Source organism: Pandoraea horticolens, from assembly GCF_902459555.1.
Lineage (GTDB): Bacteria > Pseudomonadota > Gammaproteobacteria > Burkholderiales > Burkholderiaceae > Pandoraea > Pandoraea horticolens.
On the sequence record NZ_CABPSM010000025.1, the window covers coordinates 25,694 to 49,928 of the forward strand.

Genomic DNA, 24,235 nt, shown 5'->3' on the forward strand with positions numbered 1-24,235 from the left:
GCCGTGGCATAAGTTAGACATTATTCGAAGTGCATGGGCCATGCTTTCGCGCACTTGCCGATGTTATACTTCGAGCGATGTAAGACTTTGGTTCCGTCGTCTAGGCTCGCAGTAAACCTGCGGTAATCTCATTTCGAGAGGAGAAATATGAATAAATTCGCTAAGCTCGCGATCGTTGCAGCTACCGCAGTGATGGCTGCTTCGGCTATGGCCCAAAATTACGTCCAGACCGCTCCGGGTCCGATCGCGGCCTCGAAGCAAGCAGTCAATGACAACTGGGTGAACGGCAGCGGCGAGTGGGTTTGGAAGAACGGCTCGGACGAACTCTGCTGGCGCGATGCCTACTGGACCCCGGCCACGGCCAATGCCAAATGCGATGGCTCGATCATCGCCCAGGCTGCAGCTCCGGCACCGGCTCCGGTAGCGCCGGCGGCTCCGATCTCGCAGAAGGTGACCTATCAGGCCGACGCTCTGTTCGATTTCGACAAGGCCGTCCTGAAGCCGGATGGCAAGCTTAAGCTCGACGACCTGGCTAAGAAGGTTCAAGCGCTGAACCTCGAAGTCGTGGTTGCCACGGGCTACACCGACCGCATCGGTTCGGACAAGTACAACGACCGTCTGTCGCTGCGTCGTGCTCAAGCTGTGAAGGCCTACCTGGTCAGCAAGGGCGTCGAAGCCAACCGCGTGTACACCGAAGGCAAGGGCAAGCGTAATCCGGTTACGACTGGTTGCAACCAGAAGAACCGTACTCAGCTGATCAAGTGCCTGGCACCGGATCGTCGCGTGGAAGTCGAAGTCGTCGGCACGAACAAGTAATACGGTTCACCGACTACGAAAAACCCCGCCTCGGCGGGGTTTTTTTGTCCGTCGCACAAGCGAACCGGGCAGCGCCCAGCAGCCAGACGCGCCCTCAAGCCTCGCTGCCCAACTGCGGGTACTGACGCTTCACCATGAAGGACAGCAGCGCCTTGACCGGACGGTCACGCCACCACGACCCGGTCTCGAGCGGCTTGAACATCATGCGTGCGGCTGCCTCCACCGGCATGTACTGCTTCATCACGCCGCCCGACATCGCCAGAAACGCATCCCAGGTCATCGGCTCGAACGGCGGCGGTGAGCGCCAGAAATGATTGAGTGGCTCGAACGCGAACGCAATGTCCTCGTCCCGCACCAGTTCGCTGCGCGCCACCATGGTGCGCAACCGGCTGATGACGCCATGCTGCTCGATGGCGTTATATCTATCGAATGTCTTGCGGAAATAGCGATAGTGGCCGACCTCCTCGTTGCTCAGCTTGTGCATCATCTGCTTGAGTTCGTCGACCGGCATATAGGACTCCAGGCAGCGATAGATCATCGCCGTCTGCGTCTCCGTGACGCACCGTGACAGCGCCTCCAGCGCCAGCGAAGGCCGCATGTACTGCACCTCGCAACGCGGCTTGTAACGGGCGAGAAACGCATCATAAGCGTTCGCCCAGTCGAACTCGGGCCAGACACGTGCGATATAGTCCTTGGCGAGGCGCCCGTGTTCGACTTCCTCGGGCAGCCAAGTATCGCGCAGCCACGTTCTCATCTCATCGTCGTCCCCATACATCTGATTGAGGGTGGAGACGAATTCCGGGACGCTGGTCTCGATGAACGAGACCGTGGCGAGAGAATAGAAGATGAACGCATTGGTTCGGACAGACGGCTCTGCTGCCATGACACACTCTCCTATCAGCATAGGGAATCGAACATGTTTCGCTCAAGCCCGTACGTGGGACCGGGCCGAATGGGCAGACTGACGAACGCGTTGTGCACTGCAACTCGCAGCACCCACGTCATGGGCCCATGCGTCACGTGAAACGTCACACGAAGGTCACGAAGGCATAGTATAGGATTTGGTCGAATATCGCAGCGCGGCAAACAATCGATTACAAATGCGCCCGCCTTCTGGTGCGTTTGAGCGACGTTTGTCACTGTTGCATCCATTTAAACTCCGAAACGCCATGACGCAACGCTACTGGTTGATGAAATCCGAACCCGAGGAAGCGAGCATCGACGATCTCGCCAGCGCCAAGCATCAGACCCTAGCGTGGACCGGTGTGCGCAACTATCAGGCACGCAACTTCATGCGCGACAACATGCGCGTGGGTGACGGGGTACTCTTCTACCACTCGAGCTGCGCCGTGCCCGGCATCGCCGGACTCGCCACGGTTGCCTCGACGCCTTACCCCGATCCCACACAGTTTGACCCGAAGAGTCCATACTTCGATCCCAAGTCGAAGCCGGAATCCCCCCGCTGGTTGCTTGTCGACGTCAAACTCGATCGCAAGACGCGCCTCGTGCCGCTTACCGACATGCGCCAGACGCCCGAACTGGATGGCATGCTCGTGCTCGCGCGCGGCAACCGCCTCTCGATCACTCCCGTCTCCCCCGAACACTGGAAGTTCATCACCAAGCACTTACTTGAGGCATGAAGGATGCCGAAGGGAATCAGGGAACCAAAATTGGGGCGATAGCGTCTGTATAACGTTGCCGGCATACGCATAGTACGCGCCCACTTGCTTTTTCATTCGTAGCAGGGCTATGTGACGAAGGCGGTACCGGCGCTCGGTCAAACGTTCGCCGTTCAGATGCGAACCAACATTCGAAAAAGGACAACACGATGCGCAAATCTCTCGCTGCGGCTCTTCTGATTGCCACTGCCGCCAATGCGGCCTACGCCCAGTCGGGTGACGACGCGAATCGCCAGGTCTCGGGCGTGTTGGGCCTCGACGCGCATGCCACGAAGGAAGTCGAACAGGACACGGTTCACATCACGATGTCGGCTCAGGAGCAGGGCCCGGACGCTGCCACCGTGTCGCGCAACCTGACGCAAAAGGCGAACAGCGCGATGTCCATCGCCAAGGGTCAGAACGGCGTGCAGGTGCAGACCGGCAACGTCTCCCTCTACCCGACCACCAATCGCGACGGCAAGATCACGGCATGGCGCGGCCGCACCGAGTTGCAGATGACGTCGAAGGATTTCGGCGCGGCGTCGCGTCTCGCGAGCCAGATCTCGAATCAGATGCAAATGGACGGCGTGTCGTTCTCGCTCTCGCGCGAAGCGCAGGAGAAGACCCAGGCCGAACTGACCAATCAGGCCATCCAGGCGTTCCGCGATCAGGCGCAGAACGACACGAAGGCCTTCGGTTACAGCGGCTACACGATCCGTCAGGTGCAGGTCGGCTCGAATGCCCCGATGATGCCGCGCCCTTACGCGATGAAGACAATGGCCATGGCCACCAGCGCCGATGCCGCGCCGCCGATGCAGTTCGAAGGTGGCAAGACGCAAGTGACCGTGACGGTCTCGGGCACCGTGCAAATGAAGTAAGGCGCGCCTGCCGAATGGTTGCTCCTCCGGCAACCCGGCTAGCGCACCCACAAAAATGCCGCCCCGGCGAGGGCGGCATTTTTTATGCTCGGAACAACGACTGCACAGGCGCAACACATTGCCGCGTCAATGCCTGCGACAACGTGTCGCAAAGTGCCTATTTGAACCGATCGCGCAGCAGGTTCTTCTGCACCTTGCCCATCGTGTTACGCGGCAATTCCGTGACCACATGCACGCGCTTGGGCACCTTGAAGTTCGCAATGCGCTGCTTGAGCGCGTCGATGACGGTTCGCTCGTCGGGTGCCGACACACCGTCGCGCGGCACGATCACCGCCACCACGGCCTCTCCGAAGTCCGGATGCGGCACGCCGATGACGGCCGATTCGGCCACACCGTCCATTTCGTCGATGAAGCCCTCGATCTCTTTCGGATAGACGTTGTACCCGCCGGAGATGATGAGATCCTTCGAGCGGCCCACGATGTGCACGTAACCGTCCTCGTCGAACTTGCCGACGTCCCCCGTCTTGAAGAAGCCGTCGCCGGTGAATTCCTCCGCAGTCTTCTCCGGCATACGCCAGTATCCGGCAAACACGTTCGGCCCCTTGACCTGAATATGGCCGATCTCGCCTTGCACGCTCGGTTGGCCGTCATCGCCCACCACGCGAACCGTCACCTCCGGCAGCGGCACGCCGACCGTACCGGCACGACGCACGCGGGCCGCATCGCCGTGATACGGATTCGAGACCAGCATGACCGTCTCCGACATGCCGTAGCGCTCCAGAATCGTATGCCCCGTGCGCTCGCGGAAAGCGTCGAACGTCTCGCGCAATAACGGCGCCGAGCCCGAGATGAACAGTCGCATGTTGCGGCACGCGTCGTGAGTGAGTCCCGGCTCCGCCAGCAGCCGGACGTAATACGTGGGCACGCCCATGAACACTGTGGCGCGCGCCAGTTGATGCAGCACTTCACGCGCGTCGAACTTCGCCAGCCAGATCATCTTGCTGCCCGAGTACAACGCCGCGTGGCTCGCGACGAACAACCCGTGCACATGGAAAATCGGCAGCGTATGCAGCAGCACGTCGCCCCCTTCGCGCTCGCCCCAGCCCCAGAACGTATGCAGCACGCGTGTGTTGCTCGCGAGGTTGCCGTGCGAGAGCATGGCGCCCTTGCTGCGGCCCGTGGTGCCCGACGTGTAGAGAATCGCGGCGAGATCGTCGGGCGAGCGCGGCACGGTCTCGAAGGTATCGTCGAACCACGCCGCGCGCTCCAGCAGCGAGCCCGTGCGATCGTCCCCGAGCGTGTAGACGTGCTTCGCGCCATTGGTGAACGCAATCTTCGAAACCCAGCCGAAATTCGCCGGACTACACACCACGACATCCGGCTCAGCGTTTTCGACGAAATACGCGATTTCGGCTTCGCGATACGCCGTATTGAGCGGCAGATAGACGAACCCTGCGCGCAGGGTCGCGAGGTAAAGCAGCAGCGCTTCGGGAGACTTCTCGACCTGCACGGCGATACGCGCGCCGGGCGACAGATCGAGACTCGCGAGCAGGTTCGCCATCCGTGCGCTCGCGTGCTCGAGGTCGTCCCAACTGTAATAGAGCCCTTCAGGTGTCTCGATGGCACACGCCGATTTGTCGGCGGGAAAGCGTTCGGAAAAAAGTCGATAGAGGTTGGCGTCTTGCGTCATAAACAGAACCGGATTTGAAACAGTGGATACGTCGTTGCGTCAGTGAAATCGGAAATAATCGGGGGTACGCCGGCACTCAGCGCCCCTGGAAATCGGGCGGCCGCTTCTCGAGGAACGCCGCTACGCCTTCGCGGTGATCGTGCGAGTCCCAATAGGAGAAGGCCTTCTGCCATTCGGCCTCCGACAGCGGCGGCACGCTCGGCGCCAGGCGGGCGATCAGCCACTTGTTCAGTTGCGCCGCGAGTGGCGCACCGGCGGCGACACGCCGGGCGCAAGTGTAGCCCGCCGCTTCGACGTCCTCGTCTGCGACCACTCGCGTGAGCAATCCCTTCTCGCGAGCTTCCGACGCACCGAAGACTCGCCCTTCGAGCAGGATCTCAAGGGTGGTCGCACGTCCCGCCAGCGCCAGCACGCCGCGCAACTCGCCGGGCGCCATCGGAAAACCGAGCTTGTTGATCGGTATGCCGAACCGTGCGCCCTCCCCGGCAATACGCAGGTCGCAATGCGCAGCGATCTCCAGACCGCCGCCCACGCATACCCCTTCGATCAGCGCCACACTCGGATGCCGGCATCGGGCCAACGCGTCGAGCGTTGGCCCGATCACCTCGCCGTGATAGCGACGCAGCGTATCGTAACTGCCGCGCTCGACCGGAAACTCCTCGATATCGGCACCGGCCGCAAAGTTGCCCTGCGCACCGCGAATGACAATGGCGCGCACACGTGCGTCCTCGTCGAGCGCCTGCAAATGCGCGCGCAACGCGCGCCACATGGCCACCGAAATGGCGTTGAGCTTGCCGGGATTCGATAGCGTCAGGGTGACCCATCCCTCGTCAAGCGAACTGTCGTCGCGCAGGACTTCACTCACATGTATCTCCATGATGTTGATGAGCGCTTATGGCCGCCTCTGCATTCATATGGCGCTCAGAGCAAGCGCGATACGGCGCGTCCGAGCGCCGGTTCGCCATCGATGAGGCGTTGCAGATTGGCGTCGAGTTCGTCGGGCTCGTAGAGGTAATTGACCATCATGCCGCACGATTGCTTCGCGCCTTTCTTCGAAAGGTCTGCATGCCAGTTGATCCGCTCCACGCGCGCACCGTTGCCCAGGTGAAACCGCGCCACCGGATCGCGCGGCTGTCCGCGCACGGTTTCGCGCGCCAGATAGTGCGCGGCCAACCCCTCGCCCAGACTGCGCTGCAACGCTTGCACGCTCTTGCGCTCCGGCGAGGATTGCAGCCAAGTCATCATCTGCGCCCCCGAAACGCCTGAGACCAGCGATGTTTCCTGTGCCAGCGACTTCATCCGCTTCGGGCCGAGCGCCTCGGCGAGTGCCTGCGCCGACAGTTGTTTGAGCCAATCGTTGAAGCCGGGGATTGGCGAGAGTGTCGCGAAGTTGCGCAGCTTCGGGAAATCGACTTGCAGCTCGTCGATCACGCGCTTGAGCAGGAAGTTGCCGAAGCTCACGCCGCGCAGCCCCGGCTGCGTGTTCGAAATCGAATAGAAGATGGCCCAGCGCACACGGCGCAAGTCTTCCAGCGGGGCCTTCTCGTCGAGCAGCGAATGCACGTCGGCCGCCATGTCGGGGACGAAGGCCACTTCGACGAAGATCAACGGTTCGCGCGGCATGCGCGGATGGAAAAAAGCGTAACACCGCCGGTCGGAATCGAGCCGGTTGCGCAAGTCGGCCCACGACGAAATCTCGTGCACCGCCTCGTAGCGCATGAGTTTTTCAAGCAGCGACGCTGGCGAATCCCACGTAATCGGATGCAACTCCAGCAGGCCGACGTCGAACCATGTCGAGAAGAGGCTGCCGAGATCCTCTTCGAGGGCCGCGAGGCCCGGCAATGCTGCGCGATGGTGCAGCATGTCCGAGCGCCAGCGCACCAGGAACGGCAGACCGTCGGGCAACGCGTTGAAGCGTTTGAGGAACCGCACGCGCGCGCTGCCCAGTGCGCCCGCCAGTCCGCTGGCGGCGCGTTTGGCGCTGGCGCCGTCGCCGTCCTTGCCCGCGTCGGCGAGCGCATTGCCGTCGCTCGCACAGATATCGGCAACGACCGTGAGCAGTGCTAGCTGCTCTTCAGGCGACGCCGCACCGTAGCGCGCCATGAACTCGCGTGCGGCTTCGTTGGCGGCAGAGTCGGTCTGTCGCGCCGACAGGCATTGCGTCAACTGCCGGCGCAGCGCACTCTCCGCCCTGGGCGACAATTTCACCGGGGCGACCTTGCCGTCCCCTTTGTCTCCCTTGTCTCCCTTGTCATCCTTCGGCCCGCCGCCCGGCCCCCCCGTCTTGCCCGCGCCACGTCCGAACCATTGCCCAAGGCGCTCCCCCAGCGACGGCTTCGAAGACGGCACGGGAGCGCTGACGTCGGCCACACTCCCGGGGGTGCTCCGCCCAGGCGAGGCCGACGAGGCCGACGAACTCGGCGATATGGGAACGGACATGGCTGACATGATCGGCGCATCCTTCATGGCTTCCTCTCTCAGGGCTTGCTTTCAAAACAGGTACGACACATCGCCGGGCGATCGCTGCCCGCACGCCACCGCCCCTCCTCATCCCATCAGTTGGTCCGGCAGCCACAACGACAGGCCGGGCAGCAGACAGATGAGAACGACGGCCACCACCATCAACACCACGAACGGCATCACGCCCCACACGATGTCGCGCAACGCGATATCGGGCGCGGTGTTCTTGATAACGAATATGTTGAGACCCACGGGCGGATGAATCAACCCCAGTTCCATGACAATCGTCATGACCACGCCGAACCACACCAGATCGAAGCCCGCGGCCCGCAGCGGCGGCAAAATGATCGGCGCCGTCATCAGAATGATGCTGACCGGCGGCAGAAAGAAGCCGAGCACCACGACCATCAGCAAGATGGCGGCAAGCAGCACCCAGCGCGACAGATGCAGCCCCACGATCCATTGCGCGGCCGACTGGCTGATGTGCAGATAGCTCATCACGTAGGAATAGAGCAGCGACATGCCGATGATGAACATGAGCATGGTCGACTCGCGCAACGTGCCGGTGAGAATCGGGGCAAGCTGGCGCGGCTTCCACATCCGGTAGATCACCGCGATGAGCGCAAGCGCCAGCAATCCGCCAAGACCCGCCGTCTCCGACGGCGTGGCATACCCACCATAGAGCGCCGCCATCACCCCGATGAGCAGCGTCACGAACGGCAGCACGCGCGGCAGCAACGCCAGCTTCTCGCGCAGGGTGGCGGGCGGCTCGCTCGGGAACGGCGACGGCGTGCCGTCGCGTGCGAGCGCCAGTTGTGCGCGCCCGTACTCCTTGCGGTAGCGCCAGGCCGCGTAGCATGAGAACAGCCCCACCAGCAGCAGCGCGGGCACGATCCCCGCGAGGAACAAACGCCCGAGCGACTGCTCCGCCGCCACCGCGTAGAGAATCATCGTGATCGAGGGCGGCAGCAGAATGCCCAGCGTGCCGCCCGCCGCGATGATTCCGGCGGCGAAGCCCGGCGAATAACCGCGTTGGCGCATCTCCGGAATCCCGGCACTGCCGATGGCGGAACACGTTGCCGGACTCGACCCGGCCATCGCGGCGAACAGCCCGCATGCGAAAACGTTCGCAATGCCCAGCCCTCCCGGAATCCGTCGCATCCAGGCGTGCAGCGCCAGATACAGATCCTGCCCCGCGCGCGACTTGCCGATGGCGGCGCCCTTCAGAATGAACAGCGGGATCGACAGCAGCGTAATGCTGGCCATCTCCTCATAGACGTTTTGCGTGATGGTGTCGAGCGACGACGCCGGCATGAAGCCGAACATGAACGCCACTGCCACTGCCCCAAGCGCGAACGCGATGGGCATACCCGAGAACATGGCGACGAGCGTGGCGCCGCCATAGAGCAATCCGATGCCGAGTTCGCTCATGCGTGTCCTCCCGGGCGATTCGATGCGTTCGATGCGGGCGGTGTGTCACGACCCGGCGGGTTCCCCATCTCGCAAGCGCCGATGGCCACTTGCAGCAGCAATTGCACGGTAAGCAACGTCATGCCGAATGCCATCAGTCCGTAGGGAATCGACAGCGGCGGCCCCCACGTCGAACTGCTGGTCTGGCCATCAACATAGGCCTCCCAGAACAGCGTCCACGACTTCCATGCGAAGAAGCCGCAGAACGCGAGCGTGACGACGTCCACGAGCCATCGCCGCACCCGGTTCACGCGCGGCGAAAGCAGCGTCGTCACGGCTTCGATGCCGATGTGTCCGCGCAAGTGCTGCACGTGCGCGGCAGAAACGAAGGTCGCGCCGACCAGCAAGAACACGGCGGCTTCGTCTTGCCAGTCGGTGGCGAGCTTGAGCACGTGCCGCGCGAACACGCTGTAACTGAGCACCAGCGCGGCGCCGGCCAGCGCCAGCATGCACACGATCATGAGCAGACGGCTCACGCCCTGCAACAGGGCGTCGAGCCGCCGCAACACGCGAGTGCGAACCACCGCAGGCTCCGCGCTCACGATGGCCCCGCTCATGCAGGCACCTTCTCGGCGAGCGCGAGCAGTTTCGCGCAGGTGTCCGACTTGCTCGCGTAGTCCTTCCATGCGGTGCGCTTGGCAATGTCGCGCCACTTCATCACCGTCGCCTCGTCCAGGTCGTAGACCTTCGCGCCGGCCTTGGTGTAGACGCTGGCAATCTGTGCATCGTCGGCCTTCGCGGCTTCCGTGCCAAACGCCTCCAGCTCCGCGCCCACCTGCAGAATCACCTGCTGCTGATCCTTGGGCAGCTTGTCGAATATCTGCTTGGACATGAGCAACGGCTCGAGCATGAACCAGTACGACTTGTTGCGTCCCGTCGTCAGGTGCTTCGACACCTCTTCAAGACGGAACGACATCAGGCTCGTCGACGACGTCATCGCCGCATCCATCGCGCCTGTCTGCATGGCGGCATAGAGTTCGTTCGACGGCAGCGAGATAACGGCTGCGCCAGCCTCCTTGAGCATCATGTCCATTTCGCGGCTGCCGCCGCGCACCTTGAGCCCCTTGGCGTCTTCGGGGGTCACGAGCGGCTTGGTGCGGCTCGCGACACCGCCCGCCTGCCAGACCCAGCTCACGATCACGATGTTCTTCTCGGCGAGCACGTCCGTGAGTACCTTGCCGATTTCGCCATTGCGCCAGGCAGTGCCCTGCGCATAAGACGTCACGAGCCCCGGCATCAAACCGATATTGAGTTCGCGCACTTCCCCGCCGGCATAAGGCAGCGGATAAAGCGAAAGGTCGAGCGCCCCGCGGCGCAACGCCGAGAACTGTGCATTGGTCTTCATGAGCGAACTGCCCGGATAGACCTGAAACTTGAGCGCACCGTGGGTACGCTTCTCGACTTCCTGAGCGAACTTGCGGCACAGCCGGTCGCGGAAATCGCCCTCGGTGAGGGTGCCGCCGGGGAACTGATGGGAAATCTTGAGCGGACCGCTCTGCGCGAATGCGCCGCCCCAAGGGCCGGCCAGACCGCCGGTCACGAGTGCCGAAGCGGCGCCCAGCATGAGTTGCCGCCGCAGCGGGGAAAGGGTTGTCTCCATGGCGTCTCCTGTCACTTCTGTCAGTGATGAACCAGCGAAACCCGGTGTCTGACATCGCCCGGCCCGCGCGGGAAGACGCGCCCCGGGTGCACCACCGGTTCGCCGGCACTGCATGTATGGATGACTGCTTTAGTTTTAGGTGTTTCGAGTGCGCGAGTTACCGCTCTCGGGTTGAAATCGTATAGTCAATCCAGTACGGTGTATACAAAGTGATCGCATAAAAATACATCTTCCGCGTTTACCCCGATCTTCAACGGGGAGTTCACGCGGTACTTTGGCAGCGAAAGCCCTACTTCAGCCCCCGTTCGACGGGGTCGACACACGACCTAGCGAGAGCGTCATGACCGTAAAACCGAAGCGATCGGAAGCGCTGCGACAGGCGATCGAAGAAAAGATTGCCGTGGGCGAGTACGCACCCGGCATGCGGCTCGACGAGGTCGAACTCGCGAGCGCGTTCGGCGTGTCGCGCACGCCCCTGCGCGAGGCATTGATTCAACTGGCGTCGTCGGGCGTGATCGAAATACGTCCCCGGCGGGGCGCGGTGGTGGCACAAATCGATCCCCAGCGGCTATGCGAGATGTTCGAGGTCATGGCCGAACTGGAGTCGATGTGCGCACGGCTGGCCGCGCGCCGCATCACCGAAGACGAACTGGCGGCGTTGCGCGAGACACACGAGGCCAGCCGAGCGGCCGCCGAGGCGAGAGACATCGACACGTATTACGAAGTCAACGCGCGCTTCCATGCCCTGATCTATCAGGCCAGTCACAACGCCTATCTGCAGGAAACCGCGCTGCAATTGCACCACCGGTTGCGCGTCTATCGCCGTCTGCAACTTCGTGTGCGCGACCGGCCTCACCAGTCGTTCGCAGAGCACGACGCCGTGTTTCGCGCCATCGAGGCGGGCGACGCCGACGCGGCGTCGGAACGCCTTCGCGGTCACGTCACGGTGCAGGGCGAACGTTTCGCCGATCTGATGGCGTCGTTGCGAGCGCTCGAGCGCAAGGCAAGCTGAACGAACGCCCGTCCCCAAAACAAAAGGGCCGCCGGAGGAGTCTCCGGCGGCCCTTTACGTTACAGGCTGCGGCACAGCGCCGCCCGCGCGTCAGACGTGAGACGACGCCACCGGCCCGCAGCGATACGACCACACGAGCATGATCACGCCCGCCACCACCATCGGCAGCGAGAGCCATTGGCCCATCGACAGACCGAACGAGAGCAAGCCGAGGAATGCGTCGGGCTCGCGCGTGAATTCGGCGAGGAAGCGAAACGCCCCATAACCGACCAGGAACATGCCGGACACTGCGCCCACCGGACGCGCGCGTCGTGCGAAGAACCACAGCAGCAGGAACAGCGCCACGCCTTCGAGCGCCACCTCGAACAACTGCGACGGGTAACGCGGCAACCCGTGGAATTGGGCAAACACCGCCGCCATCGCCTGATCGGCCATGGCTTGCGGATGCGTCATCACCCATTGGGCATCTTCCGCCCCTGCTTGCGGGAAAAGCATCGCGAAACGCGAATCGGGCGACGTCACACGTCCCCACAACTCACCATTGATGAAATTGCCCAGACGGCCGGCAGCGAGCCCCAGCGGAATCATCGGCGCGATGAGGTCGGTGCCTTCGAGCAGCGGATGCCCCCGGCGGCGCGTGAACAGCCACATGGCGACGAGCACGCCGAGGAAGCCGCCGTGGAACGACATACCGCCTTCCCACACCTTGAAGATGTCGAGCGGATTCGCCAGGTAGAACGACAGCTTGTAGAAGATCACATAGCCCAGACGTCCGCCGAGAATCACGCCGAGCACACCGTAGAACAGCATGTCGTCGAGATCCTGCACCTTCCAGCCTTGCTTGGCGATGAAGGGCTGACGCACGCGCAGCCGTCCTATGAGGAGGAACAGAATGAAGCCGACCAGATACATCAGGCCGTACCAGCGGATGGCGAGCGGGCCGAGATGAATCGCGACCGGGTCGAATTGAGGATGAATCAGCATGTATCAGAAGAATCGATTCGTGAACAAAAGTTCCGTCGGCGCAATGGCGACGCGCGCTACGCACACAAAACCTTGCCGCCATCGTGGGACACGCCAGCCGTTGCCTTCTCATCGGAGACCGGCCCGGCATGCGTTGGGATGGGCAGCACAATACCACGAGCGCACTATGTCGCAGCAGGCGGGCGGGCACCGTCTTCGGACGATCAACTCGACAGCGTCGCCCCCGGCGGGGTGTGCGCCACGCCTCGCGCCGTCTCGAGAAAGCCTTCGAGCACCGGCGTGACTTCCGCGGTACGCCAGAGCAAGCCCGTCTCGATCAGCGTGCTTGTCTCGCGCAGCGCGCGATAGGTCACGCCGGTGCGTCGCAGGTGACATAGCGATTGCGGCACCAGCGCCACGCCCATGCCCGCCGACACCAGGCTCACAATGGTCTGCATCTGAATCGCCTCCTGCCCCACGCGCGGCGTGAGGCCAAGCGCGGCATAGCAGCCCATGATGATGTCGTAGAACGCCGGGGCCACGCGACGCGGAAAGATGACGAGCGGCTCGTCGGCAAAGTCGGCCAGACTCACCGGCTCGCCCGGCGGCGCGTCGGCAGCCACGTCATCGCGCGTGGCGGGTAGCGCCAGCATCAGCGGCTCGCGCACGATCGGCAGATAGGAGAGTTCGTTGGCGTAACGCGCGGGCACTGGCGGAATGAAGAGCCCCGCGTCGATGCGGCCGTCCATGAGCGCCTCGACCTGCACGTCGCTCGTCGCTTCGAGCAATTGCAGGCGCACGCGTGGGTAACGCTCACCGAACTCGCGCAACAGCGGCGGCAGAATGCCGTAGTCCGCCGTCGAGACGAATCCCAGCGACAGCGTTCCCACCTCGCCATGCGCCAGTCCTTGCGCAAGCGCGGGCAACGCGTCGGCGTCGGCCAGAATGCGCCGCACCTCGGGCAGCAGTTGCCGGCCGACGGCCGTCAACTCTACCGACCGGTTGGTCCGCACGAACAGCGGCGCGCCCAGCGACGCCTCCAGTGCCCGAATCTGCTGCGAAAGCGGCGGCTGCGTCATCGACAGACGCTGGGCGGCGCGTCCGAAATGACGCTCTTCGGCCACCGCGACGAAGTACCTGAATTGCCGGAGATCCATGATATGTTTTTCGACTCAATCCGAGTCAAATAATATATTTGACAAGCATTCAAGGAAAGACGAATCTTGACATCCGGCCGACACCGGCGTGCCCCGTCGCGTAGGCAGCTTAGCCCCAGACGCGCGAACTCAGTCGAAATAAAGCCTGGCGGCCCCGGTTTTCGTTCATCCCACAAGCACAGCGTTTCAGAGACGATCATGCCTCAATACCGTTCCCGCACCTCCACCCACGGCCGCAACATGGCCGGTGCCCGCGCCCTGTGGCGTGCCACCGGCATGAAAGACGACGACTTCGGCAAGCCGATCATCGCCGTAGTGAACTCCTTCACGCAGTTCGTGCCGGGTCACGTGCACCTGCGCGACCTGGGCACCGTCGTGGCCAAGGAAATCGAGGCGGCCGGCGGCGTGGCCAAGGAATTCAACACCATCGCCGTCGACGACGGCATCGCCATGGGCCACGGCGGCATGCTGTACTCGCTGCCGTCGCGCGAACTGATCGCCGACTCGGTGGAATACATGGTCAATGCGCACTGCGCCGACGCCATGGTCTGCATCTCCAACTGCGACAAGATCACCCCGGGCATGCTCATGGCCGCGATGCGCCTGAACATTCCGGTCGTATTCGTCTCGGGCGGCCCGATGGAAGCGGGCAAGGTCAAGTCGGGCGACGGACAGGTGATCGCCAAGATCGACCTGATCGACGCCATGATCAAGGCGGCCGACCCGAAGGTGAGCGATGCCGAAGTCGCGGAAGTCGAGCGCAGCGCCTGCCCGACGTGCGGCTCATGCTCAGGCATGTTCACCGCCAACTCGATGAACTGCCTGACCGAAGCCATCGGGCTCGCCCTGCCGGGCAACGGCACCATCGTCGCCACGCACGCCTGGCGCCGCGGCCTGTTCGAGCAGGCCGGCCGTCTCGTGGTCGATCTGTGCCGTCGCTACTATCAGGAAGACGACGCCTCGGTCCTGCCGCGTAACGTCGCCACCAAGGCCGCCTTCGAAAACGCCATGGCGCTCGACGTCGCCATGGGCGGCTCGACCAACACGGTGCTGCATTTGCTCGCCGCCGCGCAGGAAGCCGGTGTCGACTTCACGATGTCCGACATCGACCGCATCTCGCGCAAGGTACCGTGCCTGTGCAAGGCCGCACCGGCGACCGACAAGTACCACATCGAAGACGTGCATCGCGCGGGCGGGATTATCGGCATTCTGGGCGAACTCGCGCGCGGCGGTCTGCTCGACACCTCGTGCGGCAACGTGCACAGCGGCACGCTCGGCGAAGCCATCGCCAAGTGGGACGTGGCAGGCGGTGCAGGGGATAGGGCGCACACGTTCTACAGCGCCGCCCCCGGTGGCGTACCCACGACCATCGCGTTCAGCCAGTCGTCGACCTACCCGTCGCTCGACCTGAACCGCGAAACCGGTTGCATCCGCGACAAGGCGCACGCCTATACGAAGGACGGCGGTCTGGCTGTGCCGTACGGCAACCTCGCCGAGAAGGGCTGCATCGTGAAGACGGCCGGCGTGGACGAGTCGCAGTGGGTCTTCACCGGCCGTGCCCGCGTGTTCGAGAGCCAGGACGACGCCGTCGAAGGCATTCTGGGCGACAAGGTTCAGCCGGGCGACGTGGTCGTGATTCGCTACGAAGGCCCGAAGGGCGGCCCGGGCATGCAGGAAATGCTGTACCCGACGTCGTACCTGAAGTCGAAGGGGCTGGGCAAGACCTGCGCCCTGTTCACGGACGGCCGCTTCTCGGGTGGCTCGTCGGGTCTGGTGATTGGTCACGCTTCGCCGGAAGCGGCCGAAGGCGGCACCATTGGTCTGGTCGAAGACGGCGACGTGATCGAGATCGACATCACCCAGCGCAAGATGCACCTGGCCGTGCCGGACGAAGAACTGGCCCGCCGCCGCGCCGCCATGGAAGCCCGCGGCGACAAGGCGTGGCAGCCTGTGGATCGTCAGCGCGTCGTCTCGCAGGCCTTGCAGGCGTATGCGGCATTGGCCACCTCGGCCGACCGCGGCGCCGTGCGCGACCTGTCGCAGTTGAAACTGGGCAAGCGCGGCTGATCCTTCGATCGGCAACGACGGGTTTGCAAGGGAGCGGCGGCTCGGAAAGTGCAATGACCGGCCGCTCCCGCGCAAGATTCGCCATGAAGTGACGTAACGGTGCAGCAGCAACGACACCCGGCGGCGTGGTCGAATTTTCGCCATGCCGCCAGCATGACAGCGTGATACAACAACGTTTGTGCGCAACGCTGCGGTAGCCGGTGGCGTGGCACATCCCCACAGGAGACCGTCATGGCATTCAACCGTCGTTCGCGAAATGTCACGCAAGGCGTGGCCCGCTCGCCCAACCGCTCGATGTACTACGCGCTGGGCTACAAGGAAGAAGATTTTGACAATCCGATGATCGGTGTGGCCAACGGCCACTCGACGATCACCCCGTGCAACGCGGGGCTGCAACGCCTCACCGACGCCGCCGTCGAGGCCATCAAGACCCATCAGGCCAATCCGCAGACCTTCGGCACCCCGACCATTTCCGACGGCATGTCGATGGGCACGGAGGGCATGAAGTACTCGCTCGTCTCTCGCGAAGTCATCGCCGACTGTATCGAAACTGCCGTGCAGGGGCAGTGGATGGATGGCGTAGTTGTGATTGGCGGCTGCGACAAGAACATGCCGGGCGGGATGATTGCGCTGGCGCGCATCAACGTACCGGGCATCTACGTCTACGGCGGCACCATCAAGCCGGGCAACTGGAAGGGCAAGGATCTCACCATCGTCTCGTCGTTCGAGGCCGTGGGCGAGTTCACGGCCGGTCGCATGACCGAGGCCGATTTCAAGGGCATCGAGAAGAACGCCTGTCCGTCGACAGGCTCCTGCGGCGGCATGTACACGGCCAACACGATGAGTTCGTCGTTCGAAGCGCTGGGCATGTCGTTGCTGTATTCGTCGACGATGGCCAACCCCGATCAGGAAAAGGTCGACTCTGCCGCCGAATCGGCACGGGTGCTGATCGAAGCCGTCAAGAAAGACATCAAGCCGCGCGACATCATCACCCGCAAGTCCATCGAGAACGCCGTGGCACTCATCATGGCCACGGGCGGCTCCACCAACGCCGTGCTGCACTATCTCGCCATCGCGCACGCCGCCGATGTCGAATGGAGCATCGAGGACTTCGAGCGCATTCGTGCGCGCGTGCCGGTCATCTGCGATCTGAAGCCGTCGGGCAAGTATGTGGCGACGGATCTGCACAAGGCTGGCGGCATTCCGCAAGTGCTCAAGATCCTGCTCGACGCCGGTTTGCTGCACGGCGACTGCCTGACGATCACCGGCCGGACCCTTGCCGAAGAACTGAAGGACGTGCCGTCGGTGCCGCGCGCCGATCAACACGTGATCTTCCCGATCGACAAGGCACTCTATAAGGAAGGTCACCTCGCCATCCTCAAGGGCAATCTGGCCGAGCATGGCGCTGTCGCGAAGATCACCGGCCTGAAGAATCCGGTGATCACCGGTCCGGCGCGCGTGTTCGACGACGAGCAAAGCGCGATGGAAGCGATCCTCAGCGACAAGATCCGGGCGGGCGATATTCTCGTGCTGCGCTATCTCGGCCCGAAGGGTGGTCCGGGCATGCCGGAGATGCTCGCGCCGACCTCGGCCATCATCGGCAAGGGGCTCGGCGAGACGGTCGGCTTCGTCACCGACGGCCGGTTCTCGGGCGGAACGTGGGGCATGGTGGTCGGACACGTCGCACCGGAGGCATTCGTCGGCGGCACCATCGCCCTCGTGCACGAAGGCGACTCGATCACCATCGATGCGCACAAGCTGTTGTTGCAACTGAATGTGCCGGACGATGAACTCGCACGGCGGCGCGCGGCGTGGAAAGCACCGGCGCCGCGATACACGCGAGGGGTTCTGGCGAAGTACGCGGCGCTGGCTCAACCGGCCAACAAGGGCGGCGCTACAGGCTGATTCCGGCCGCGCCCCCGTCACGGCACACGAGGCCGTGCAGGAATTGCTGGCAGGCAGCGTCGCCTGCGTTTGCGAGAGGGGCCATAGACCCACTCGCCGGCGTCGTTCTGTCGCGCTTGGCAGCAACGACCAGGCGACCCGCAGACCAATGCTATATTGCTGCCAGACTTCCCCCACCACTCTCCGGATACGAGTCTCAAATGAAGGAATTTGCCGGCAAGTCCGCCAGTGCGACGCTCGGGGCTTGGCTAATGATTGCGGCAGGCACCGCGCTCGCGCAGACGAGCGCGCTGGCCGCCGAAACGTCGGACGCGCAGGCGATGGAGAAGCTCGCCCGCGAGCGCAATTGCATGACGTGTCATGCCACCGACCGTAGGTTGCTCGCCCCGGCCTACCGGGATATCGCCAAGCGCTACGCCGGGCGAGCCGGTGCAGCCGAGGAGATCGCGCGTTCCATTGCGGACGGCAGTCACGGCAAATGGGGAAGCATTCCGATGCCCGCGAGCCCGCAGGTCGCCCCGGACGAGGCGACCCGTCTGGCCCGCTGGATTCTCGGCATGGCGCGTTAAGCTGTCAGTCCGATGGCGTTGGCCGTGACCGTCGCGTCACGCCGCCTCCGAAGCCTTACCCTTGTGAGCGAACCTGCCTCGCGACCTCTTCGATGACCGCTTGCCGGATACGGTCCGGCAATTGCGCCTGCAAGGCGTCGGCGACCTGTTTGCCGATCAGTTGCACCAGCCATGAGGTCTGGTCGATCAGCGCGTCGTGACAGCGGCGCTCCACCATCGTTGTGATTTCATCGGCCAGTTGCAGCGTGAGCCGGGCGCTTACGCGCTCCGCAAACACCGCGACATCGGCCGGCACGCCGTGCTCGACCGCCGGGGCGACGGCACTCGCGTGCGGCGACGGTGTGGCTTCACCAGGCGCGAGCACTTCGGTCAGCGTGGGAATGCCGGGGTCGGTGCGCTCGGGCTCGTTCGTCACGGTCAGCCTCTCTGGTCGTAGTTGTTCAGGGTGTAGCCGCGATCACGGTAGAAGCGATAGCGCTCGCGGGCGCCGGACAATTCGTCCGGCGTGCCGCCCACGATCTCGACCACCCGCTCGAAACGCGCAAAGTGCGTCGGCACGCCGGCCGCCAGATTGAGCAGCACCTGATGATGCTGAGCTTCCTCGTCGGGAGCAGCCAGCACTACGGGTGTCTGCGGGGCGAGCGGGTCGCGGGTGAAGCAATGCGGCACGAATTCCAGCGGCGAAAACGTCCACAGCGCCTGATCGAATGCTCGCAGCACGTCGGGCTCGCCAACGACCACGAGCGTCTGCCCGGCCCCATACACCTTGCGCGCGAACCGGCAAGCGTATTCGAGCCGGTTCGCCACATGCGTGTGAAAGTCGACGCGGGTCACCGGGCCTCGCGATCGATCAGGAACTGCGTGAGCAACGGCACCGGACGGCCTGTCGCCCCCTTGGCCGCACCGCTCTTCCATGCCGTACCGGCGATGTCGAGGTGAGCCCAGTCATACTTCTCGGTGAAGCGCGACAGGAAGCAGGCCGCCGTCACGCTGCCCGCCGGCCGCCCGCCGATGTTCGCCACGTCGGCGAAATTCGACTTGAGCTGCTCCTGATACTCCTCCTCGACCGGCAGACGCCACGCCGTGTCGCCCGTCGTGCGGCCTGCGGCGAGCAGTTCGTCGGCAAGGGCGTCGCTCTTCGAGAAGAGACCCGAGTTCACATGGCCGAGCGCGATGATGCAGGCGCCCGTCAGTGTGGCCACGTCGATCACGGCGGCCGGCTTGAAGCGTTCCGCGTAGGTGAGCGCGTCGCACAGGATCAGGCGGCCTTCGGCGTCGGTATTCAGCACTTCGATGGTCTGGCCGGACATGCTGGTGACCACGTCGCCGGGCTTCGTCGCCTGACCGTTCGGCATATTCTCCGTAGCCGGCACAATGGCGATGACATTGAGCTTGAGGCCCATCTCGGCGACCGCGCGAATCGTCCCCAGCACGGAGCCGGCGCCGCACATGTCGTACTTCATCTCGTCCATGCCTTCGCCCGGCTTGAGCGAGATGCCGCCCGAGTCGAAGGTCACCCCCTTGCCGACCAGCACGATAGGCGCCTGCTTGGCACCGCCGCCCTCGTACTTGAGGACGATGAATCGCGGCGGCTGCACCGAGCCACGCGCCACCGACAGGAACGACCCCATCTTGAGCGCTTCGATCTGCTTCGGGCCGAGGATTTCGGACTTGAGTTTGAATTCGCGCGCGAGCTTCTGCGCTTCGCCGGCCAGATAGGTCGGGGTGCACACGTTGCCCGGCAGGTTGCCGAGGTCCTTGGTGAGCGCCATGCCGTTAGCGATGGCGGTGCCGCGCTTGGCCGCCAGTTTGACGGCCTTCTCGTCTTCCCGGGCAACCGCGAAGTAGACCTTGCTCAGCACGGTAGTGGCCGGTTCGGCCTTGCTCTTCATCTGAACGAAACGGTAGGTGGCCTCGCGCAGGGCGAGCACCGAGGCGCGCACGGCCCAGGCGATGTCCTGCTTGGCGATCTTGGCTTGCGCCAGCGTCCAGATGGCGTCGGCGGCGCGCGAAGCGAGCAACGTGCGCACGGCCGCGCGCGTGGCTTCGTTGAAACCCTTTTGCGTCAACTTGTCCTCAGGGCCCAGTCCGACGAACAGCACACGTGCCGGGCTCCATCCGGCGACCTCGTGCAGCATCAGCGTGCTGCCGAGCTTGCCGTTGAGTTCGCCGCGCTTGACCATGCGTGTCAGCAGGCCCTTGCTTGCGACATCGAGCGCCTTGGCAAGCCCCGCGAGCGGCTGCTGCTCGTACACGCCGACCACCAGACACTCCGTCTTGGCGTTGGCAAGGTCGGCCTGTCCTGCCTTGGTCGAATCGAAGGCTTTTGTGCTAAAGTCCATCGCGCTTTCCTCGGGTAAAATTCGTACGAGCCGCAATTATCCGCTTTTTTCCGCGCTCACCCAACCGCAAGAGCACCCCAATCGCCATCACATGATTTTTCAGCGTTCCCTGCAGCGCGAGCTGAACTACACCGCCGGGGCCGTCTTCATGGTGCTGATCACCGTCATGCTCACCACCATGATGATCCGCATCCTGGGCTTCGCCGCGTCGGGGAAAGCCGATCCGCGCGACGTACTCGTGCTCATCGGCTTGGCCGTAATCGGCTACCTCGCCGTCATTCTGATCGTGACGTTATTCGTCTCGATCCTGTTCGTCCTCACCCGTTGGTATCGCGACTCGGAGATGGTCGTGTGGTTTGCCTCGGGCCTGTCGATCACTAACTTCGTCAAGCCGGTGCTGCGCTTTGCCACGCCTTATCTGGCCGTGATCACGTTCTGCGCGCTGGTCGCGTGGCCGTGGGCGAATCTGCAGATCGCCACCCTTGAAGCCCGTTTTGCCCAGCGCGACGATGTCTCGATGATCTCGCCGGGCCAGTTCCGCGAAAGCGCTGCGAGCCACCGGGTGTTCTTCGTCGAGACGGTCTCGCCGGACACCACCAAGGTCCACAACGTCTTCGTCTCGGGCACCGAGAACGGGAAGGTCAATGTGGTCGTCTCGAAAGACGGCCACATCGAGACGGCCAAGGACGGCAACCGCTATATCGTGCTCGAGAAAGGCCGTCGCTACGACGGTGTACCCGGTCAGCCCGATTACCGGGTCATGGAGTTCGAGCGCTACGGCGTGAAGATCGACAACCCGACGGCGGTCGACACCGACAACACCCCGACCAAGGGGGTGCCGACCACGCGCCTGTTCCGTGAGATTCAGAATCCGATCTTCCGCGGCGAAATCGTCTGGCGCATCGGCCTGCCCCTGCTCGCGCTCTCGCTCGTGCTGCTCGCCGTGCCGCTCGCCTATCAGAACCCGCGCCACGGCCGCACGGTCAACCTGGTCATGGCCGTGCTGATCTATCTCGGGTACACCAACTTGCTTAGCCTGTCGCAGGCGTATGTGGCGCAGGAGCGCTTACCGCTGGCCCTCGGCGTCTGGTTACTGCACGCGCTGGCGCTCGGTGTCATCGTGCTGCTTTACTTGCGCCGTGTGCGATTCCGCGGGCTGTTCGGCCGCCGTCGCAACAATGGCACCGGCGGGGTGCGTGCATCGGGAGGAACTCGCTGATGCGCATTTACGAGAAATATTTCGCGCGTCAGATCTATCTCGCGTTCCTGTTCGTCTTGCTCGCGTTCGTCGGTCTGTTCGTCTTCTTCGATCTCGTGAGCGAATTGGGCGACGTCGGCCGCGGCGGTTACCGCTTCCAGCATGCCCTGGCTTACGTGCTGCTGTTCGCTCCACAGCGCATGTACGAAATCATTCCGGTCGCCTCGCTCATTGCCGCCATCTATGTCTGCGCGCAACTGGCGGGTAATTCGGAATTCACGATCTTCCGCGTCTCGGGCCTCTCAACCGGTCAGGCGCTGCGTTCCCTGCTGAAAATCGGCTTCCCGATCGTGCTCATCACCTTCGTCATCGGCGAGTATGTTGCGCCGAACGCCGAGCAGCTCGCGCAGAAGATCCGTCTGGAGGCGTTGGGCAGTTCGGTCTCGGCCGGCTTTCGCTCCGGGGTCTGGGTCAAGGACACCGTCGATCAGGACGGCTCGCGTGTCACCCGCTTCATCAATGTGGGCACGCTCAACCCGGATAACACCATCGCCAACGTTCGCATCTACGAGTTCGACGACAAGCTGCGACTCGACAGCGTACGGCTGGCGAAGCTGGGGCAGTTCGAGGCACCGAATTTCTGGAAGCTGACCGATGTGTCCGAAACGGTCATCAGCGCAACGAGCGACGCCACGGTCAGCAACGACCCGTTGCGCGCTCTGGTGCAGAGCAAGCAGGTGCATATCGAAACGGTGCAGATGCGCTCGGAACTCACGCCGCAGATTCTGTCCGTACTGATGGTCTCGCCGGACAACATGGCCATCGGCAGTCTGTACCAGTACATCGGCCACCTGAAGGAGAACCAGCAGAACACCGACCGGTACAACCTCGCGCTCTGGCAGAAGCTGCTATACCCGTTTGCCGTCTTCGTGATGATGGCGCTGGCGCTGCCGTTCGCCTACCTGCACGCGCGGGCCGGGGCCATCGGCCTGAAGGTGTTCGGCGGAATCATGCTCGGTATGAGCTTCCAGTTGCTCAACAATCTGTTCTCGCATCTGGGCCTGCTCAACACTTGGCCGGCGTGGTTCACGGCGGCGCTACCATCGTTGCTCTATCTGGTGCTCGCGATCGCCGCGTTGCGCTGGGTGGACAAGCACTGAGGTACAGGCCATGCACGGCAAGCCCGGCGTCATTCTGTTCGCTCACGGCTCTCGCGATCCGCGCTGGGTAGAGCCTTTCGAGCGGCTGCGCGACAAGCTGAGTGCGCAGCGTCCCGATGCCGACGTGCGGCTTGCCTTTCTTGAGCTGATGACGCCGAACCTTGCCGACGCGGTGGCCAACATGGCATCGCAGGGAACATCCGAGATTACGCTGGTGCCGGTGTTTCTGGGTCAGGGCGGTCATGTGAGGCGCGATCTGCCCGCGCTCGCCGACGCATGCCGCGCCGCACACCCCGGCCTCGCGTTGCACGTGAGTGCGGCCATCGGGGAAGACGACAAGGTGCTCGACGCCCTCGCCGAGTACTGCGGCAGGATGATCGACGGCCACTGAGCGCGACACGGCGGCCTGCGCTGCATCAAGGCATAAAAATACGGCGTCACAGGCCACTGTGACGCCGTATTTGCATTGACGCTCGGAAAGCGAGGTCCGAGACGATCTCGTTCAGGCGGCCATCGCCGCCTGCGCCGCCCAATCGTGCAACGAGGCGGCATCGGCATGTGCAAACGCCTCGCCGATGAGCAGAACGCTCGGCTGCGCCGCGTCGAACCACGACGCCGCCAACCCCTGCCGGACATCGTCCAGCGTAAGACGCACGCGCCGCTCGCGGGGCGTCGTTGCGGCTTCCACGATCGCTACGGGCGTCGATGCCGGCTTGCCTGCCGCGATCAATTCCGTCGCGATGCGCTGAGCGCTGTCACGTCCCATGTAATAGACGAGCGAATCGGCCGACGCCTGCGCCGCGATCTCCGCCGACTCGGGCGCGCGGCTTTGCGTTGCGAAGGCCACGCTACGGGCCACGCCTCGCAGCGTCAGTGAACGCCCAAGCGCCGCCGCACTGGCCAACGCGGCCGTGATACCGGGTACGACTTCTACGGGGATACCCGCCGCCTCCAGCGCGCGCAGTTCTTCGTCTGCGCGGCCGAACAGCATCGGATCGCCGCCCTTCAAGCGCACCACCAGCGCGTGGGTGCGGGCGTGATCGATCAACTGCTTGTTGATGAAGTGCTGAGCGCTCGAGTGCTTGCCGCAACGCTTGCCGACGGCGATCCGCTTGGCCTGTGCGCACAGCGCGAGCATCTCCGGCTCGACGAGCGCGTCGTGAAGCACCACGTCGGCCTGCGCCAGCAGTCGCGCGCCACGTACGGTAATCAGATCGGCTGCGCCGGGACCTGCCCCGACGAGATAGACCTTGCCCGATGCCTGACCGGCTTGCGAAGAAGTCGCCATCA

23 protein-coding genes are annotated in these 24,235 nt (G+C 63.7%); 10 read left to right on the forward strand and 13 right to left on the reverse strand.

The annotated features are described in order from the left end of the window. Positions 1-147: 147 nt before the first annotated feature. Complete coding sequence (gene ompA, locus PHO31112_RS25090) at positions 148-816, forward strand: outer membrane protein OmpA (protein WP_150624169.1); 669 nt, start codon at positions 148-150, stop codon at positions 814-816. A gap of 94 nt (positions 817-910) precedes the next feature. Here ompA and PHO31112_RS25095 read toward each other — a convergent pair whose 3' ends face one another. Then, positions 911-1,699 carry a hypothetical protein gene (locus PHO31112_RS25095; RefSeq protein WP_150624171.1) on the reverse strand — a complete coding sequence of 263 codons (789 nt, stop codon included), beginning with the start codon at positions 1,697-1,699 and terminating at the stop codon, positions 911-913. Positions 1,700-1,985: 286 nt separating this feature from the next. Here PHO31112_RS25095 and PHO31112_RS25100 point away from each other — a divergent pair, with 286 nt between their 5' ends. Both PHO31112_RS25100 and PHO31112_RS25105 read left to right on the forward strand, forming a co-directional pair. After that, the gene (locus PHO31112_RS25100; protein WP_150624173.1) at positions 1,986-2,456 is read left to right on the forward strand and encodes an EVE domain-containing protein; all 471 of its coding nucleotides are present in this window, start codon (positions 1,986-1,988) and stop codon (positions 2,454-2,456) included. 188 nt (positions 2,457-2,644) lie between these two features. After that, positions 2,645-3,352 (forward strand): SIMPL domain-containing protein, encoded by a 708-nt coding sequence (locus PHO31112_RS25105; RefSeq protein ID WP_150624175.1) that lies wholly within the window; start codon positions 2,645-2,647, stop codon positions 3,350-3,352. Between the two features lie 157 nt (positions 3,353-3,509). Here PHO31112_RS25105 and PHO31112_RS25110 read toward each other — a convergent pair whose 3' ends face one another. The 6 genes from PHO31112_RS25110 to dctP all read right to left on the reverse strand — a co-directional run bounded on the left by PHO31112_RS25110 (position 3,510) and on the right by dctP (position 10,572). Continuing rightward, complete coding sequence (locus PHO31112_RS25110) at positions 3,510-5,042, reverse strand: malonate--CoA ligase (RefSeq protein WP_150624177.1); 1,533 nt, start codon at positions 5,040-5,042, stop codon at positions 3,510-3,512. Between the two features lie 76 nt (positions 5,043-5,118). Further along, positions 5,119-5,919, reverse strand: coding sequence for an enoyl-CoA hydratase/isomerase family protein (locus PHO31112_RS25115; protein ID WP_150624179.1), 801 nt, complete (start codon positions 5,917-5,919; stop codon positions 5,119-5,121). A gap of 44 nt (positions 5,920-5,963) precedes the next feature. Further along, positions 5,964-7,490 (reverse strand): malonyl-CoA decarboxylase domain-containing protein, encoded by a 1,527-nt coding sequence (locus tag PHO31112_RS25120; RefSeq protein ID WP_246178556.1) that lies wholly within the window; start codon positions 7,488-7,490, stop codon positions 5,964-5,966. Between the two features lie 99 nt (positions 7,491-7,589). After that, positions 7,590-8,933, reverse strand: coding sequence for a TRAP transporter large permease (locus PHO31112_RS25125; RefSeq protein ID WP_010804358.1), 1,344 nt, complete (start codon positions 8,931-8,933; stop codon positions 7,590-7,592). Continuing rightward, positions 8,930-9,529, reverse strand: coding sequence for a TRAP transporter small permease (locus tag PHO31112_RS25130; RefSeq protein ID WP_150624181.1), 600 nt, complete (start codon positions 9,527-9,529; stop codon positions 8,930-8,932). The genes PHO31112_RS25125 and PHO31112_RS25130 overlap by 4 nt, the downstream gene beginning before the upstream one ends. Beyond that, the gene (gene dctP / locus PHO31112_RS25135) at positions 9,526-10,572 is read right to left on the reverse strand and encodes a TRAP transporter substrate-binding protein DctP (RefSeq protein ID WP_150624183.1); all 1,047 of its coding nucleotides are present in this window, start codon (positions 10,570-10,572) and stop codon (positions 9,526-9,528) included. The genes PHO31112_RS25130 and dctP overlap by 4 nt, the downstream gene beginning before the upstream one ends. 340 nt (positions 10,573-10,912) lie before the next feature. Between dctP and PHO31112_RS25140 the strand changes: the two genes are divergently transcribed. Beyond that, the gene (locus tag PHO31112_RS25140) at positions 10,913-11,584 is read left to right on the forward strand and encodes a GntR family transcriptional regulator (RefSeq protein WP_150624185.1); all 672 of its coding nucleotides are present in this window, start codon (positions 10,913-10,915) and stop codon (positions 11,582-11,584) included. A gap of 90 nt (positions 11,585-11,674) precedes the next feature. Here the strand turns inward: PHO31112_RS25140 and lgt are convergent, their stop codons facing one another. Further along, positions 11,675-12,568 (reverse strand): prolipoprotein diacylglyceryl transferase, encoded by an 894-nt coding sequence (lgt, locus tag PHO31112_RS25145; RefSeq protein ID WP_150624187.1) that lies wholly within the window; start codon positions 12,566-12,568, stop codon positions 11,675-11,677. 203 nt (positions 12,569-12,771) lie between these two features. Further along, positions 12,772-13,704: a LysR family transcriptional regulator gene (locus PHO31112_RS25150; protein WP_150624189.1), complete on the reverse strand. Its 933-nt coding sequence runs from the start codon at positions 13,702-13,704 to the stop codon at positions 12,772-12,774. Between the two features lie 198 nt (positions 13,705-13,902). Between PHO31112_RS25150 and ilvD (PHO31112_RS25155) the strand changes: the two genes are divergently transcribed. From ilvD (PHO31112_RS25155) to PHO31112_RS25165, 3 genes are all read left to right on the forward strand, one after another. Further along, on the forward strand, positions 13,903-15,771 hold the full coding sequence (gene ilvD / locus PHO31112_RS25155; RefSeq protein WP_150624191.1) for a dihydroxy-acid dehydratase: 1,869 nt from the start codon (positions 13,903-13,905) through the stop codon (positions 15,769-15,771). A gap of 231 nt (positions 15,772-16,002) precedes the next feature. Further along, complete coding sequence (ilvD, locus tag PHO31112_RS25160) at positions 16,003-17,676, forward strand: dihydroxy-acid dehydratase (protein WP_150624193.1); 1,674 nt, start codon at positions 16,003-16,005, stop codon at positions 17,674-17,676. 200 nt (positions 17,677-17,876) lie between these two features. Continuing rightward, positions 17,877-18,245: a c-type cytochrome gene (locus PHO31112_RS25165; RefSeq protein WP_246178557.1), complete on the forward strand. Its 369-nt coding sequence runs from the start codon at positions 17,877-17,879 to the stop codon at positions 18,243-18,245. Between the two features lie 55 nt (positions 18,246-18,300). Here the strand turns inward: PHO31112_RS25165 and PHO31112_RS25170 are convergent, their stop codons facing one another. Genes PHO31112_RS25170 through PHO31112_RS25180 form a run of 3 tightly spaced genes read right to left on the reverse strand, consistent with a single transcriptional unit; the run spans position 18,301 to position 20,587 of the window. Continuing rightward, positions 18,301-18,660, reverse strand: coding sequence for a DUF2486 family protein (locus tag PHO31112_RS25170; protein ID WP_174995880.1), 360 nt, complete (start codon positions 18,658-18,660; stop codon positions 18,301-18,303). Between the two features lie 2 nt (positions 18,661-18,662). Continuing rightward, a complete protein-coding gene (locus tag PHO31112_RS25175; RefSeq protein ID WP_150586950.1) occupies positions 18,663-19,079 on the reverse strand; it encodes a DNA polymerase III subunit chi in 417 nt (138 codons plus the stop codon). After that, positions 19,076-20,587 (reverse strand): leucyl aminopeptidase, encoded by a 1,512-nt coding sequence (locus PHO31112_RS25180; RefSeq protein ID WP_150624197.1) that lies wholly within the window; start codon positions 20,585-20,587, stop codon positions 19,076-19,078. Before PHO31112_RS25180 ends, PHO31112_RS25175 begins: the two co-directional genes overlap by 4 nt. A 91-nt stretch (positions 20,588-20,678) precedes the next feature. On the opposite strand from PHO31112_RS25180, the gene lptF reads away from it, so the two are divergent. Genes lptF through PHO31112_RS25195 form a run of 3 tightly spaced genes read left to right on the forward strand, consistent with a single transcriptional unit; the run spans position 20,679 to position 23,336 of the window. Then, entirely contained in the window at positions 20,679-21,806 is a 1,128-nt protein-coding gene (lptF, locus tag PHO31112_RS25185) for an LPS export ABC transporter permease LptF (protein WP_150624199.1), read from the forward strand. Beyond that, a complete protein-coding gene (lptG, locus tag PHO31112_RS25190) occupies positions 21,806-22,945 on the forward strand; it encodes an LPS export ABC transporter permease LptG (RefSeq protein WP_150624201.1) in 1,140 nt (379 codons plus the stop codon). Before lptF ends, lptG begins: the two co-directional genes overlap by 1 nt. Positions 22,946-22,955: 10 nt before the next feature. Continuing rightward, complete coding sequence (locus PHO31112_RS25195) at positions 22,956-23,336, forward strand: sirohydrochlorin chelatase (protein ID WP_150624203.1); 381 nt, start codon at positions 22,956-22,958, stop codon at positions 23,334-23,336. Positions 23,337-23,447: 111 nt separating this feature from the next. Here PHO31112_RS25195 and cobA read toward each other — a convergent pair whose 3' ends face one another. Continuing rightward, positions 23,448-24,233: a uroporphyrinogen-III C-methyltransferase gene (gene cobA / locus PHO31112_RS25200; RefSeq protein WP_150624242.1), complete on the reverse strand. Its 786-nt coding sequence runs from the start codon at positions 24,231-24,233 to the stop codon at positions 23,448-23,450. Positions 24,234-24,235: the final 2 nt, after the last annotated feature.

Coding starts and splice junctions, on each gene's coding strand:
- ompA (WP_150624169.1), top strand. CDS start 148: ATGAATAAATTCGCTAAGCTCGCGATCGTTGCAGCTACCGCAGTGATG.
- PHO31112_RS25095 (WP_150624171.1), bottom strand. CDS start 1,699: ATGGCAGCAGAGCCGTCTGTCCGAACCAATGCGTTCATCTTCTATTCT.
- PHO31112_RS25100 (WP_150624173.1), top strand. CDS start 1,986: ATGACGCAACGCTACTGGTTGATGAAATCCGAACCCGAGGAAGCGAGC.
- PHO31112_RS25105 (WP_150624175.1), top strand. CDS start 2,645: ATGCGCAAATCTCTCGCTGCGGCTCTTCTGATTGCCACTGCCGCCAAT.
- PHO31112_RS25110 (WP_150624177.1), bottom strand. CDS start 5,042: ATGACGCAAGACGCCAACCTCTATCGACTTTTTTCCGAACGCTTTCCC.
- PHO31112_RS25115 (WP_150624179.1), bottom strand. CDS start 5,919: ATGGAGATACATGTGAGTGAAGTCCTGCGCGACGACAGTTCGCTTGAC.
- PHO31112_RS25120 (WP_246178556.1), bottom strand. CDS start 7,490: ATGTCAGCCATGTCCGTTCCCATATCGCCGAGTTCGTCGGCCTCGTCG.
- PHO31112_RS25125 (WP_010804358.1), bottom strand. CDS start 8,933: ATGAGCGAACTCGGCATCGGATTGCTCTATGGCGGCGCCACGCTCGTC.
- PHO31112_RS25130 (WP_150624181.1), bottom strand. CDS start 9,529: ATGAGCGGGGCCATCGTGAGCGCGGAGCCTGCGGTGGTTCGCACTCGC.
- dctP (WP_150624183.1), bottom strand. CDS start 10,572: ATGGAGACAACCCTTTCCCCGCTGCGGCGGCAACTCATGCTGGGCGCC.
- PHO31112_RS25140 (WP_150624185.1), top strand. CDS start 10,913: ATGACCGTAAAACCGAAGCGATCGGAAGCGCTGCGACAGGCGATCGAA.
- lgt (WP_150624187.1), bottom strand. CDS start 12,568: ATGCTGATTCATCCTCAATTCGACCCGGTCGCGATTCATCTCGGCCCG.
- PHO31112_RS25150 (WP_150624189.1), bottom strand. CDS start 13,704: ATGGATCTCCGGCAATTCAGGTACTTCGTCGCGGTGGCCGAAGAGCGT.
- ilvD (WP_150624191.1), top strand. CDS start 13,903: ATGCCTCAATACCGTTCCCGCACCTCCACCCACGGCCGCAACATGGCC.
- ilvD (WP_150624193.1), top strand. CDS start 16,003: ATGGCATTCAACCGTCGTTCGCGAAATGTCACGCAAGGCGTGGCCCGC.
- PHO31112_RS25165 (WP_246178557.1), top strand. CDS start 17,877: ATGAAGGAATTTGCCGGCAAGTCCGCCAGTGCGACGCTCGGGGCTTGG.
- PHO31112_RS25180 (WP_150624197.1), bottom strand. CDS start 20,587: ATGGACTTTAGCACAAAAGCCTTCGATTCGACCAAGGCAGGACAGGCC.
- lptF (WP_150624199.1), top strand. CDS start 20,679: ATGATTTTTCAGCGTTCCCTGCAGCGCGAGCTGAACTACACCGCCGGG.
- lptG (WP_150624201.1), top strand. CDS start 21,806: ATGCGCATTTACGAGAAATATTTCGCGCGTCAGATCTATCTCGCGTTC.
- PHO31112_RS25195 (WP_150624203.1), top strand. CDS start 22,956: ATGCACGGCAAGCCCGGCGTCATTCTGTTCGCTCACGGCTCTCGCGAT.
- cobA (WP_150624242.1), bottom strand. CDS start 24,233: ATGGCGACTTCTTCGCAAGCCGGTCAGGCATCGGGCAAGGTCTATCTC.